Raw genomic sequence first — 13,794 nt, forward strand, 5'->3', positions numbered from 1 at the left:
CCACTACACCGAAGGCATAGATCCACTGAATGCCGAGGTATAATTTGGCATTTGACAATGTGCACGCTGTTGAGTTCTCAAGGACCAAACGCACCTGAGACCCGATGATGTTTATCATCTTCGCTCAAGGCAACTTTGAAACCTTATCCACCCCGTCGGGCCCTGTCAAACCCGCTCTTTCGAGAAGATCTAACGGACTTCAAGAGCCTCAGAGGCCCTTGCGCCCAGCCTTGGCCGGGAGGTGGAGGACTTGCAACCTTACTCACAACCGGTTCGAAGTTCAAGACCGAAGTCGAAGAAGAACCGGGGAGAAAGGGCCCCCGCTTGAGGCCGGTAAGAGGAGCCGCTAGGCCCTTCCGTTTCCGTTCCTTTGGGGTGACAAGAAGAAACAATACGGGCGGATGAACACCTCGGCAAATCTCGGCTGCATCCCGGGCGTGTCGTCGATGAGAGGCCCGGAAATACGGGGGTTTACGCACGATGGCCCGGTTTTCTCCCTATGGGGAGCACACCGGGCCATCAACGTCACCGCCTCAACTCGAGACGGTCACACCGGCGAGGGTCTTCTTGCCGCGTCGAAGAACAGCTCGCTTCCCGTCGAACGCGAGTGACACCACGAGTGCCGAATCATCACTGATCCGCTCGTTGTTCACGTAGATGCCGCCCTCGGCGGCCGCCCGGCGAGCTGCCCCGAGCGACGCCACTAGTCCGGTGGCGACGAGAGCCTGCGACACGGTGGTCGAGGGATCGACGATCGCGTGCGGCAATTCGGCAATCGCCGCTTCGAGTACCTCGGAAGGGAGAACCGCCAAGTCGCCCTGACCGAAAAGCGCCGCCGAGGCGTCGATGGCGGCTTGCGCGGCCTCGGTGCCGTGAACCAATCCCGTCACCTCGAGAGCAAGACGCTTCTGAGCTTCGCGAGCGAACGGACGCTCGGCAACCTGCGTTTCGAGCCGCTCGATCTCAGCACGATCAAGGAACGTGAACACCTTGAGTCGAGCCACCACATCGGCGTCGTCCTGGTTCAGCCAGAACTGGTAAAACGCGTACGGCGAGGTGAGCGACGGGTCGAGCCAGACAGCGTTTCCTTCGCTCTTGCCGAATTTGGTGCCGTCGGAGTTGGTGATCAGCGGGGTGCCGATCGCGTGAACGGCGACTCCCTCCGTGCGACGAATCAACTCAGTGCCGCTGGTGAGGTTGCCCCACTGGTCGCTCCCCCCGGTCTGGAGCAAGCAGTCGTACGTGCGGTAGAGCTCCCGGAAGTCGAGCCCCTGAAGAATCTGGTAGCTGAACTCCGTGTAGCTGATGCCCGCATCGGAGTTCAAGCGGGCCGACACCGCGTCTTTCTTCAGCATCGTGTTGACTCGAAAATTCTTGCCGATGTCACGAAGGAACTCGATGGCGCTGAGCGGCTCGGTCCAGTCGAGGTTGTTCACGACACGGAGAGCGTTGGATCCTTCGCTCGAGAGGAACTTCTCGACGTGCACCCGGATGCTCTGCACCCACTCGGCCGTCTGCTCGCGCGTCTTGAGTACGCGCTCCGCCGTCGGGCGCGGATCGCCGATGAGTCCCGTCGATCCGCCGACCAACCCGAGCGGCTTGTGCCCGGCGAGTTGGAGACGCCGCATGAGGAGCAGCTGCACCAGGTTTCCGAGGTGCAGGCTCGGTGCGGTCGGGTCGAATCCGCAGTAGAACGTGATCGGGTCGCCGCCGAGGAGATCACGCAGAGCACCCTCGTCGGTGGAGACATGCACGAGTCCGCGATAGAAGATTTCGTCCCACACGGTGTCGAAGGTGGGATCGTTCGCCTGGGTGGCCAAGAGGTCGGCCGTAGTCTGACTCGTCACCCGCTAACTTTAGCCGCGGCGGCGCGAGACGGCGGGACGATACGCCGACACCGTCGGGTCGTCGGCGATCCAGAACCGCCAGGGGTAGGCGTTTGTGCCGGCGTGCCCTGCGACGCCGACGCGGGGGCCGGTTACGACGTCGAACGACTGCTCAGTCGGCAGCGTCAGTGTGAATGGCGGCGCGTCGATGGTCGCACCGTCATCGTTGAGCGAGATACCCAGCGCCGAGCCGAGCCGCCCGGGGCCTCGGGCGAGCTCGACGTCTCGGCGCGCAGCCGGTCGGCGTGACCTGGCCACCTCGAGACCGTCGATGATCTCACCGGCACGAAGCAACACTGCCGAAGCGGACCCTTCAGGCCCGCAGACGAGATTCAAGCACCGGTGGATTCCGTAGGAGAGATACACGTAGAGGGTGCCCGGGGCCAGCCACATGCTCGAGTTGCGGGCAGTCGGTCCGTTGTGGGCATGCGACCCCGGATCCTGACCCTGCCCCTGGTACGCCTCGACCTCGGTGATCCGAAGAGCCACGGGCCCCGACCGGAACACCGCGCCGAGCAACATCGGCGCCACCTCGAGCGCGGGCGCCGCGAGAGCGGCCGACACCGACGTCACGAATCAGAAGAAACGCTGGCCGGTGACGACCGTGTAGGTAACAGCCGCGACAACGACGAGCACGCACACCACGATGACCACCCGCAGCAGGACCGGCCGCCTCGGCTGATCACTCACGGCGTTGCCTGGAGTCCGAGATCGGCGACGAGGCCCCGCACCTGCGACGTCAACGAGACGAGCTGCTCGGCGACCCGGTTCGGCGCCGTGCCCCCGACCCCGTCGCGGCTGGCAATCGATCCCTCGACGGTCAGCACGGCACGGATCTCGGGGGTGAGATGGTCGGAGACTCCGCGGTACTGCTCATCGGTCGGCTCGTCGAGGTCGAGACCGTTCGTCTCGCAGAACTGCACGAGCGAACCGCTGATCTCGTGGGCGTCTCGGAACGGCACGCCCTGCTTGACCAGCCACTCGGCGACATCGGTCGCGAGCGAGAACCCCTGGGGAGCCAGCTCGGCCAGCCGACCCTCATCGAACTCGAGCGTCGCGATCATCCCGGTGAACGCCGGCAGAAGCATTTCGAGCTGCGTCACCGTGTCGAAGACCGGCTCTTTGTCTTCTTGCAGATCGCGGTTGTACGCGAGTGGCAGACCCTTGAATGTCGCGAGGAGTCCCGTGAGGTTGCCGATGAGACGGCCCGACTTTCCGCGAGCGAGCTCGGCGATATCGGGGTTCTTCTTCTGCGGCATGATCGACGACCCGGTCGAGAAGCCGTCGTGCAGCTTGACGAAGCCGAACTCGCGGGTGTTCCAGAGGATCACCTCTTCGGCGAGCCGCGACAGGTCGATGCCGATGGAGGCCGTCACAAAGGCGAACTCCGAGACGACATCACGGCTGGCGGTCGCGTCGATCGAGTTCTCGGTGGTTCGGTCGAAGCCGAGCTCCCGAGCGACGAGCGCAGGATCCAGGCCCAGCGACGATCCGGCCAGCGCCCCCGATCCGTACGGCGACGCACTCGCCCGCCGTGACCAGTCGCGGATCCTCTCGAGATCGCGCACCAGAGGCCACGCGTGAGCGAGGAGGTGGTGGGCGAGGAGCACCGGCTGAGCATGCTGGAGGTGGGTACGACCCGGCATCACGGCTGTCTCGTGCGCGGTCGCCTGCGCGACGATCGCGTCGATCAGGTCGGTGACGAGTCGCGCGATCACGAGGCCGTGGTCGCGGAGATACATCCGCACGAGAGTCGCAATCTGGTCGTTGCGGCTGCGCCCGGCACGGAGCTTGCCACCGAGCTCCGGTCCGGTGATCGACATCAGGTGCCGTTCAAGGGCCGAGTGCACGTCTTCATCGCTCTCGGCCGCCGTGTAGGTACCGTCAGCCACGCCGCGCTCGAGCGTGTCGAGAGCCGTGAGCATGCCGCGGAGCTCATCGGCGGTCAGGTAGCCGGCGGCGTTCAACGCGGTGGCGTGCGCGCGGGATCCTGCGATGTCGTAGGGGTAGAGCTGCCAGTCGAACTGCGTCGACTTACTCAGCGCCGTGAGCTCGGGGCTGGGACCGGATGCGAAGCGGCCGCCCCAGAGGGCGCCGGCCTCCGCGGCCCGATTGCCGCCCGTCACTTCTGCTCCAGGAGCCAGGTGAGAAGCGCCTTCTGCGCGTGAAGACGGTTCTCCGCCTCATCCCAGATGACGCTTCGGGGGCCGTCGATAACGTCGGCCGCTACCTCGTAGCCACGATCGGCGGGAAGGCAGTGCAAGAAGATGGCGTCGTCGTCGGCCTCGGCAAGGAGCGCCTGGTCGACCTTGTACGAGCCGAAGGTCGCGACCCGGTGAGCCTTCTCGTCTTCTTTGCCCATCGACACCCAGGTGTCGGTGACGACGATATCGGCGCCGCGAACGGCGTCGACGGCGTTGGTGATCACCTGAGCGGAGCCGCCCGTGGTGGCGGCGATCCGCTGAGCATCGGCGACGACAGCGACCTCGGGAGCGAACTCCTCGGGGGCTCCGATGCGAACATGCATGCCCGCCGTCGTGCCCGCGAGGAGGTACGACTGAGCCATGTTGCACCGGCCGTCGCCCACGAACGCGACGGTGAGGCCCTCGAGAGCACCCTTCTGCTCGCGGATCGTCAGCAGATCGGCGAGCAGCTGGCACGGGTGGAAGTCGTCGGAGAGGGCGTTGACGACCGGCACCGTGGTGCCCTCGGCCATCTCTTCCAATCCGGCCTGGCCGTAGGTGCGCCAGACGATGGCGGCGACCTGGCGCTCGAGCACGCGAGCGGTGTCGCTGGGCGTCTCCTTGCCCCCGAGCTGGCTCGAGGCGGTGGCGATGATGAGCGGGACTCCCCCGAGGTCGGCGATGCCGACGGCGAACGAGACACGGGTGCGCGTCGACGACTTGTCGAAGATCACGGCGACCGTCTGCGGGCCCTCGAGCGGACGAGCCTTGTAGCGATCCGCCTTGAGAGTTTCGGCGAGATCGAGGACGGCGGACTGCTCGGCGGGACTCAGATCGTCGTCGCGGAGGAAGTGGCGGGTCATGCGAGACCTTTCAGAACGGAGGTGAAGATCTCGGTGAACTCGGCGATCTCGGAATCGCCGACGATGAGCGGCGGAGCGATGCGGATGCTGGAGTCGTTGGCGGCATTGACGATAAGCCCCGCCTCGAGGCAGCGGGCCGAGATCTCGTTGGCGATCGGCTCGTGCAGGCCCACTCCGATGAGGAGCCCGCGCCCGCGGACCTCCTTCACGTGCGGCGACGCGATCGCCGTGATGGCGGCCCGGATCTGCTCGCCCCGAACGCGGGCATTCTCGACCAGGCCCGCGGACTCGATCTCACCGAGAACCGCGTTCGCCGCCGACGTGGCGAAGGGGTTCCCTCCGAAAGTCGAGCCGTGCTGACCGGCCTCGAACAGGTCGCTGGTGTCGCCGAACGTCACGAGCGCACCGATCGGGATTCCCCCGGCGATGCCCTTGGCGACGGTGATCGCGTCCGGCACGATGCCGAACTGCTGAAAGCTGAACCAGGTGCCCGTGCGGCCGATCCCCGTCTGGATCTCGTCGAGAATCAGAAGTGCTCCGTGCTTGGCCGTCAGCTCGCGCGCGGCCTGGAGGAACCCCTCGGGAAGGTCGACGACGCCGGCCTCGCCCTTGATCGGCTCGATGATGATGCCCGCGACACGGTCGTCGATCGCGTGCTCGAGAGCCTCGATCGTCGTGTCGATGTGCTCCACGCCGGGAAGCATAGGTTCGAAGGGCTCGCGGAGCGCCGGTTTGCCGGTGAGGGCCAGGGCGCCCATGGTGCGGCCGTGGAACGAGGACTGGAGAGCGAGGATCCTGGTCTTCGTGCCATCGGGGCCCTTGTTGAGGCGCAGCAGCTTGAAGGCGGCCTCGTTGGCCTCGGCTCCTGAGTTGCCGTAGTAGACCCGACCCTGCTCGCCGGCTCCCGAGATGGCCTTGAGGCGCTCGGCGAGTTCGACCTGCGACGGCGTCGCGAAATAGTTCGAGACGTGGATCAGCGTCGCGGCCTGCTTGGAGACCGCCTCGACGAGAACCGGGTGGGCGTGGCCCAGGGCGTTGACGGCGATACCGGCGAGGAAGTCGAGGTAGCGCTTGCCCTCGACGTCCCAGACCTGGCAGCCTTCGCCGCGCTCGAGCATGACCTTGGGGGTCGAAAGGCTCTTCATGATGGAGTCACCGAATCGGCGCTGCCACGTGCCTTCGGTGGTCGGGGTGGTCGTGGTCATGACTGTCCTCTCTTCTGCTCGTGCGTTCGTCTGCTGTTGGGGATGACCTCGGTGCCCGCACCGCGCTGGGTGAAGATCTCGAGGAGGATGGAATGCGGAATGCGACCGTCGATGATGGTCGCCCCGCCGACGCCCGCGACGACGGCGTCTAGGCAGGCGGTCATCTTGGGGATCATGCCGCTCTCGAGGCTCGGCAGGAGGCCGGTGAGTTCGTCGACGGTGATCAGCGCCACGAGCGAGTCGCGGTTCGGCCAGTCGGAGTACAGACCGGGCACGTCGGTCAGCATGATCAACTTGGACGCCTGCAGGGCGATCGCCAGGGCGGCCGCCGCGGCATCGGCGTTCACGTTGAGCGCCGAATCGGGATCCATGTCGTTCACGGCGATGGAAGAGACGACCGGGATCCGGCCGGCCGCGATCTCGGCGAGGACGCGCGACGGATCGACGTCGGTGATGTCGCCGACGTGCCCCAGATCGAAGGTCTCGCCGTCGACCTCCACGCCGCGGACATGCCCTTCGAAGAGCTTGGCCTCGTCGGTGCCGTCGCTGAAGACACCGCGCGCGAGGTCGCCGTGCTCGTTCATCATGTCGACGATCTCGCGGTTGACCTCGCCTGCCAGCACGTCGCGCACGACCGAGATCGCCTCGGTCGTCGTGACCCGATATCCGCCACGAAACTCCGACTCGATGCCGGCCGCCTTGAGCGCGGCCGAGATCTGCGGCCCTCCCCCGTGCACGACGACCGGGTGCAGCCCCACCGTGCGGAGGTACACCATGTCTTCGGCGAAGGCGCGCTTGAGATCGTCGTTGATCATGGCGTTGCCACCGAACTTCACGACGACCACCCGGTCGCGGTAGTTCAGCAGCCACGGCAGCGACTCGATGAGGGTCGCCGCCTTGACCGCGGCCAGGGCCTGCTCGGACTGTGTGGCGTGCTCGGTATCCATGCTCACGCCCTCAGCTCGAGTACGCGCTGTTCTCATGCACGTAGTCGTGCGTGAGATCGTTCGTCAGGATGGTCGCCGTCGCGGGGCCGGCATGCAGATCGAGAAGGATCCGCAGTGCTCGCGGACTCATATCGCAGTCGGTCACGGGGCGGTCGGGTGCGCCCTTGGCACACAGTCGCACCCCGTTGAACGAGACGTCGACGTCGTACGGGTCGAACTGCGCGCTGGTCGTACCGATGGCGGCGAGAACGCGGCCCCAGTTGGGGTCGTTGCCGAACACCGCGGCCATGAGCAGGTTGCTGCGGGCGAGCGACCGGCCCACCTCGACGGCCTCGTCTTCGCTGACCGCACCCACGACCTCGATCGTGATGTCGTGCGACGCGCCCTCGGCGTCACCCTGGAGCTGCTCGGCTAGGTCGGCGCAGAGGGCGGTCACGGCCCGGGTGAATGCGTCGTCGTCGGGAGTGATGCCCGACTCGCCGCTGGAGAGCAGGACAACCGTGTCGTTCGTCGACATGCAGCCGTCGGAATCGAGGCGGTCGAAGGTGACGTGCGTGGCGCTCCGGAGTGCGGAATCCAACTTCGCTGCCGGAACGTCGGCGTCCGTCGTCAGTACCACCAGCATGGTGGCGAGACCGGGTGCGAGCATACCGGCACCCTTCGCCATACCGCCCACGACCCAGCCGTCGCCCTGAACGACCGCCTCTTTGGCGTGCGTGTCGGTCGTCATGATGGCAGTCGCCGCAGCTGTGCCGCCCGTCGGGCTCAGTTCGACGACCGCGGATTGGGATCCTGCGATCACCTTGTCGCGGAAGGTCTGGTCGCCCACTCCGATAAGACCGGTCGAGCAAACGACCACGTCGCCCGCGCCGATATCGAGCGCCTCGGCGACTGTCTCAGCCGTGAGGTGCGTGGTCTGGAAGCCGAACGGCCCGGTGAAGCAGTTGGCCCCGCCCGAGTTCAGCACGACAGCTCGGGCCTCACCGTCGGCCACCACCTGCTGCGACCAGATGACGGGGTGCGCCTTGGCACGGTTGCTCGTGAAGACACCGGCGACCGCGGCCCTGCGACCGCGGTTGACCACCAGCGCAACGTCGGGTTTACCGGTCGACTTGAGGCCGGCGACGACGCCGGAGGCCTCGAAGCCCTGTGCTGCTGTGACGCTCACGGGGCGACTCCGTTCGTGGTGAGACCGAGAGTCTCGGGGAATCCGAGGGCGATGTTCGTCGACTGGACGGCGGCACCGGCCGTGCCCTTTGCGAGGTTGTCGAGGGCGCTGACGACGATGACGCGGCCGGCTGCCTCGTCGACCGAGAGCCCGATGAGGCAGACATTCGCGCCGAGAGTGTCGGCGACTCGCGGGTACTCCCCCGCGGGCAGCACATGGACGAACGGCTCGTCGGCGTACGCGGCCTCCCACGCGCGGCGGATGTCGGCCTCGGTCACGCCGGGAGCGAGCTTCGCGGTGGTCGTCGCGAGAATGCCCCGCGCCATCGGCACGAGCATCGGCGTGAACGAAAGAGTCACATCGGTGGCGCCGGCGACCCGGAGATTCTGCTGGGTCTCGGGGATGTGCCGGTGGGTTCCGCCCACACCGTACGCAGAGGCCGAACCGAGCATCTCGCTGGCGAGGAGGTGGGGCTTGAGCGCTTTGCCGGCGCCCGACGGGCCCACCGCGAGAACCGCGACGATGTCGTTGGCCGACACCAACCCGGCCTCGACGCCCGGAGCGAGCCCGAGGGTCATGGCGGTCACGTTGCAGCCCGGCACCGCGATGCGGGTCGCCCCGACGATCTCGTCGCGCTGCTTGCTGCCGCCGGCGTGGAGCAACTCGGGCATGCCGTACGTCCACGCACCGTAGAACTCGCCGCCGTAGAAAGCAGCCCAGTCGTCTTCGCTGGTGAGCCGGTGGTCGGCGCCGCAATCGACGACGACGGTCTCGCTCGGCAGCTGGGCGGTGATCTCACCGGACTTGCCATGTGGCAGAGCGAGGAAGACCACGTCGTGGCCGACGAGGTTCTCGGGAGTCGTCTCGACGAGTGTCAGGTGCGCGAGAGAACGGAGGTGCGGCTGGGCCGCGATGAGCGGCTGACCGGCGTTCTTGAACGCCGTGACGTTGGTCACTTCGAATTCTGGATGCTGAGCGAGGAGCCGGAGGAGCTCCCCGCCTGCGTAACCGCTTGCGCCTGCAACGGCGACGGATAAAGGCATGTTTCTACCCTAATGTTCGACTGGACGGGATCGGGGCGGCGACGCCTCGCGACGGTCAGTCGCGGAGAGTCGCCCCGAATCGCTCGCCAGCCAGACGGACGGCGCCGGCCTTGGCCTCCGAGGCCTCGGCGGCGGTCAGGGTGCGATCGGTCGCGCGGAACCGCAGCGCGAACGTGAGGGACTTCGAGCCCTCATCGATGCCTTCGCCACGGTAGTCGTCCACGAGGCGAGCATACTCGAGAAGCTCACCCGCACCGAGCACGACCGATTCGAGCACGTCCCCGGCGGGCGCATCGACGCCGACGACCAGAGACAGATCTTGAGTCGCGATCGGGAACGCCGAGATCGGCTCGGGCTGCAAGTCGACCCGGGCGAGCTCCATGGCACGCTCGAGATCGAACTCGGCGACGACGAGCCCACGGGGCAGATCGAGCTCGGCAGCCAGAGCGGGAAGCAACTCGCCGGCGGCACCGAGGAGTTCGCCCGCGACCACCAGCTCGGCCGTGCGGCCGGGGTGCAGAGACGGGTGACGGCCCTGACGAACCGTCAGCTCGGCACCGATCGCGCGAAGAGCCACCCGCACGTCGTCGAGCACGTCGGCGAGGTCGGCCTGCACGGCGGGCTGCCCCGGCTGACGCTCGATCGTCGAACCCGTGCGCAGCAGTGCGAGGTGGCGCGGCTGCTCGGGAAGGCTGGCGTTCAGCTCGGCCAGCACTTCGTCGGAGGGCTTTGCGGCACCGACCGGGATGAAGTCCGTTCCCGGTGCAGCGGCTTGTGTGGCGGCATCCGGCGAGGCGACGAAGAACACCGAACCCGACTCGAACAGCGCGAGGTCGAGCAGACCACGCGAAATGTTGCGGCGGGCCGTCTCGAGAAGCCCAGGAATCAGCGACATCCGCATCTCGCCAGCGGCGGTGTCGAGCGGATTTGCCAGCGTCACCGGCGTGACACCAGCGGCGTGATCACGGACCGGCGCGAACGCCCCGTTCTTCTCCGGCGACAGGAACGGATACGCGAACACCTCGGTCAAGCCGGCCGCAGCGAGCCCGGTCGACACAGCACGGCGCAGAACCTGCTCGCGAGTGAGACCGCGACCGGGAGGCGCGACGGGCAGAACCGACGGAATGCGGTCGTAGCCCGTGATTCGAGCCACCTCTTCGACGAGGTCGGCATCTGTGGTCAGGTCGGGACGCCACGTCGGCGGCGTGACGGCGAAGCCACCGTCGACGACAGCGACGTCGGCACCGATCGCCAGCAGGGATTCTTCGACCTCGGCCGCGGTGTAGTCGACGCCGATGAGGCGCGAGGCGCGGTCTTCGGCGAGGAAGACGGAGGCGGGGGTGACGGATTCGTCTAACGAGGATCCGAGGACGTCGCTCGTTCCGCCTGCCAACTCCACCAGCAGTTCGACTGCGCGCTCTGCAGCCGGCGCAGCCACGGCCGGGTCGACCCCGCGCTCGAAGCGTCGCGACGCCTCGCTCGGCAGCTTGTGGCGGCGCGCAGTGCGCGCGATGCTGATCGGCTCGAAGGTCGCGGCCTCGATGACCACGTCTGTCGTCGTCGCCGAGACCTCGGTGCGCTCTCCGCCCATGACGCCGGCGAGGCCGACGGGGCCCTCGTCGTCGGTGATAAGGAGGTCTTCGACGTCGAGGGCGCGGTCGCGTCCGTCGAGAGTGGTAAGGTGCTCCCCCGGAGCCGCGCGACGAACGGTGAGACCGCCGACGAGCTTGTCGAGGTCGTAGGCGTGCAACGGCTGACCCGTCTCGAGCATCACGTAGTTCGTGATGTCGACGGGCAGCGAGATCGAGCGGACACCGGCGAGCCGGAGGCGGGAGCGCATCCACGGCGGAGTCGGACGCGTGGCGTCGATGCCTCGGACGACGGCCGTCGTGAAGGTGCTGACCCCGACTCGACCGCGGACCGGAGCGGCGTCGGCCACGGTGACGGAGAAGTCGCTGCGAGTCGTCGGCGTGAGTGCGGCTGCGGGATCCTTGAAGGCGGCCCCTGTGGCGTGCGAATACTCGCGGGCGACACCGCGGATGCTGAAGGCGTAGCCACGATCCGGTGTCACGTTGATCTCGACTGCTGCGTCGTCGAGCCCGAGCAGCGAGATCGCATCGGCGCCGACCTCGGGATCGAGGCCGAGGTCTTTGAGCAGCAGGATGCCGTCGTGCTCATCGCCGAGACCGAGCTCGCGCGTCGAAGCCATCATGCCGTCGGACACGTGCCCGTAGGTCTTGCGCGCCGCGATCGGGAACGGCCCGGGAAGCACCGCACCCGGCAGGCTCACCACGACCTTGTCGCCCACGGCGAAGTTGTGCGCGCCGCAGACGATGCCGCGCACGTCGGCTTCGTCGGTCTCGGGGTTCGGGCCAACCGCGATACGGCACCAGTTGATGGTCTTGCCGTTCTTTTGGGGCTCGGGCGTGAACTCGAGTACCTGCCCCACGACGAGCGGACCCGTCACGTCAGAGAGATGAACGTCTTCTTCTTCGAAGCCGACGCTCACCAGCGCCGCATGGACGTGCTCGAGCGTGACGTCTTCGGGAAGATCGACGTATTCGCCGAGCCACGAGAGAGGGACGCGCATCAGACCACCATTCCGAACTGCTCACTGAAACGAACATCGCCCTCGACCATGTCGCGCATGTCGTTGAGATCGTTGCGGAACTGCAGGGTTCGCTCGATTCCCATTCCGAAGGCGAAGCCTTGGTATTCGTCGGGGTCGATACCCGCCGCACGAAGGACGTTCGGATTGACCATGCCGCAACCACCCCACTCGACCCACCGCGCGCCACCCTTGGCGTTCGGCTGCCAGACGTCCATCTCGGCGCTGGGCTCGGTGAACGGGAAGTAGTTGGGGCGAAGGCGGATCTGCGCCTCGTCGCCGAACATCTGGCGGGCCAGGTGCTCGAGCGTGCCACGCAGGTGAGCCATCGTGAGGCCCTTGTCGATGGCGATGCCCTCGATCTGCGTGAAGACGGGTGTGTGCGTGGCGTCGAGCTCGTCGGTGCGGAAGACCCGCCCCGTGGCGACGTTGTAGACGGGCAGCTCTTTCGACAGGAGCGTGCGGATCTGCACGGGCGAGGTGTGCGTGCGCAACAGCAGGTGACGGTCGACGGGCTCGACGAAGAAAGTGTCTTGCATCGCTCGGGCCGGGTGGTCGGCATCGAAGTTCAGTGCATCGAAGTTGAACCACTCATGCTCGAGCTCGGGCCCCTCGGAGAGCTCCCACCCCATGCTTACGAAGATGTCGGCCATCTTCTCTTGCAGGAGGCTCAGCGGGTGGCGGCTGCCCTGACGACGCCGAACAGGCAGCGCGGTCACGTCGATGCGCTCGGACTCGAGTCGCGCAGCCTCTTCGGCGACGGCCAGCTCGGCCTCTCGAGCCGCGACAGCCTGAGCGACACGGCCCCGGGCTGCCCCCATCAGTTTGCCAGCGGCGGCCTTCTGATCGTTCGGCAGCGAGCGGAGACCGGCGTTCATGCGCGCCAGCATCGACGCCTCGCCGACATGGTCGGACCGCACCGCCTTCAGCTCGGCGACGGTGGAGGCCGCCTGAACCGCTTGTAGGGCGGAATCGACGGCACTCGCGACGGAGTCTTCGGAGATTGCTGGCGTGTCTGACACGAGAAGCAAGCCTACCGAATGCTCGCCAGGCATCAGGAGCGCTGAGCGAACGCACTCTCGTAGAGGCAGACCGACGCAGCGGTGGCGAGGTTCATGCTCTCAGCGTGGCCGTAGATCGGCACGACGACGGCGCGATCGGCGCGGGCGAGGTCTTCGTCGGTGAGCCCACGAGCCTCGTTGCCGAAGAGCCACGCGGTGGGGTCGGCGAGAATGCCCTCCTTGCGCGCGGCGAGGAGATCGTCGCCTTTCACGTCGGCGGCCAGCACTCGGACCCCTGCCTCGGTGCACCGAGAGAGGACGGCGGAGAGTTCGAGGCCGACCGCGACCGGAACGTGGAACAGCGAACCTGTCGTCGCCCGCACGACCTTGGGGTTGTAGAGATCGACGCTGCGCCCCGTCATGATGACGGCGTCGGCGCCCGCCGCATCGGCGGCGCGGATGATGGTGCCCGCATTGCCGGGGTCGCGGACCTCTTCGAGGATCGCGATGAGTCGCGGGCCGTCGTCGGCGAAGATGTCTTTGATCGCGGTCGGGAACTGACGGCAGACCGCGACGAGACCCTGCGGCGTGACCGTGTCAGCCATGGCCGTGAGCACCTGCTCGGTGACGAACTCGATCTCGACGCCCGCATCGACGGCAGCCTGAGCCAGCTCGGTGTACCGCTCGAGGGCTGTCGGCGTCGCGAACAGCTCGACCACCAGCTCGGGGCGGAACGTCAGGGCCTCGGTGACCGCCTGCGGGCCTTCTAACAGAAAAAGCCCGGTCTCAGACCGGGCGTCTCTCTTGGCCAGTTTGGCCACCGCCCGCACTCGCGGCGAACGGGGGTTGTCGATCATCTGGTTGCTGGGCACGCCCCCACCCTACGGGTA

General features: G+C 67.0%; 11 protein-coding genes. All 11 read right to left on the reverse strand.

The window, feature by feature from the left end:
* Positions 1-533: 533 nt before the first annotated feature.
* The 11 genes from tyrS to EDF39_RS08815 all read right to left on the reverse strand — a co-directional run bounded on the left by tyrS (position 534) and on the right by EDF39_RS08815 (position 13,761).
* Positions 534-1,847, reverse strand: a complete 1,314-nt coding sequence (tyrS, locus tag EDF39_RS08765; RefSeq protein WP_123942417.1) for a tyrosine--tRNA ligase — start codon at positions 1,845-1,847, stop codon at positions 534-536.
* 9 nt (positions 1,848-1,856) lie between these two features.
* On the reverse strand, positions 1,857-2,459 hold the full coding sequence (locus EDF39_RS08770) for a DNA-3-methyladenine glycosylase (protein ID WP_233573106.1): 603 nt from the start codon (positions 2,457-2,459) through the stop codon (positions 1,857-1,859).
* A gap of 113 nt (positions 2,460-2,572) precedes the next feature.
* Positions 2,573-4,012, reverse strand: a complete 1,440-nt coding sequence (argH, locus tag EDF39_RS08775) for an argininosuccinate lyase (protein WP_199726199.1) — start codon at positions 4,010-4,012, stop codon at positions 2,573-2,575.
* On the reverse strand, positions 4,009-4,932 hold the full coding sequence (gene argF / locus EDF39_RS08780; protein WP_123942421.1) for an ornithine carbamoyltransferase: 924 nt from the start codon (positions 4,930-4,932) through the stop codon (positions 4,009-4,011). Before argF ends, argH begins: the two co-directional genes overlap by 4 nt.
* Positions 4,929-6,137 (reverse strand): acetylornithine transaminase, encoded by a 1,209-nt coding sequence (locus EDF39_RS08785; RefSeq protein ID WP_123942423.1) that lies wholly within the window; start codon positions 6,135-6,137, stop codon positions 4,929-4,931. Before EDF39_RS08785 ends, argF begins: the two co-directional genes overlap by 4 nt.
* Positions 6,134-7,084: an acetylglutamate kinase gene (argB, locus tag EDF39_RS08790; RefSeq protein WP_055962464.1), complete on the reverse strand. Its 951-nt coding sequence runs from the start codon at positions 7,082-7,084 to the stop codon at positions 6,134-6,136. Before argB ends, EDF39_RS08785 begins: the two co-directional genes overlap by 4 nt.
* A 10-nt stretch (positions 7,085-7,094) precedes the next feature.
* Entirely contained in the window at positions 7,095-8,252 is a 1,158-nt protein-coding gene (gene argJ / locus EDF39_RS08795; RefSeq protein ID WP_123942425.1) for a bifunctional glutamate N-acetyltransferase/amino-acid acetyltransferase ArgJ, read from the reverse strand.
* On the reverse strand, positions 8,249-9,295 hold the full coding sequence (gene argC / locus EDF39_RS08800; protein WP_123942427.1) for an N-acetyl-gamma-glutamyl-phosphate reductase: 1,047 nt from the start codon (positions 9,293-9,295) through the stop codon (positions 8,249-8,251). The genes argJ and argC overlap by 4 nt, the downstream gene beginning before the upstream one ends.
* Positions 9,296-9,350: 55 nt before the next feature.
* Positions 9,351-11,885 carry a phenylalanine--tRNA ligase subunit beta gene (pheT, locus tag EDF39_RS08805; protein WP_123942429.1) on the reverse strand — a complete coding sequence of 845 codons (2,535 nt, stop codon included), beginning with the start codon at positions 11,883-11,885 and terminating at the stop codon, positions 9,351-9,353.
* Entirely contained in the window at positions 11,885-12,958 is a 1,074-nt protein-coding gene (gene pheS / locus EDF39_RS08810) for a phenylalanine--tRNA ligase subunit alpha (protein ID WP_199726198.1), read from the reverse strand. The genes pheT and pheS overlap by 1 nt, the downstream gene beginning before the upstream one ends.
* Positions 12,958-13,761 carry an RNA methyltransferase gene (locus EDF39_RS08815; RefSeq protein ID WP_055963856.1) on the reverse strand — a complete coding sequence of 268 codons (804 nt, stop codon included), beginning with the start codon at positions 13,759-13,761 and terminating at the stop codon, positions 12,958-12,960. Before EDF39_RS08815 ends, pheS begins: the two co-directional genes overlap by 1 nt.
* Positions 13,762-13,794: the final 33 nt, after the last annotated feature.

The sequence above is a fragment of the Frondihabitans sp. PhB161 genome (genome assembly GCF_003814635.1).
In the GTDB taxonomy this organism is placed as follows: domain Bacteria; phylum Actinomycetota; class Actinomycetes; order Actinomycetales; family Microbacteriaceae; genus Frondihabitans.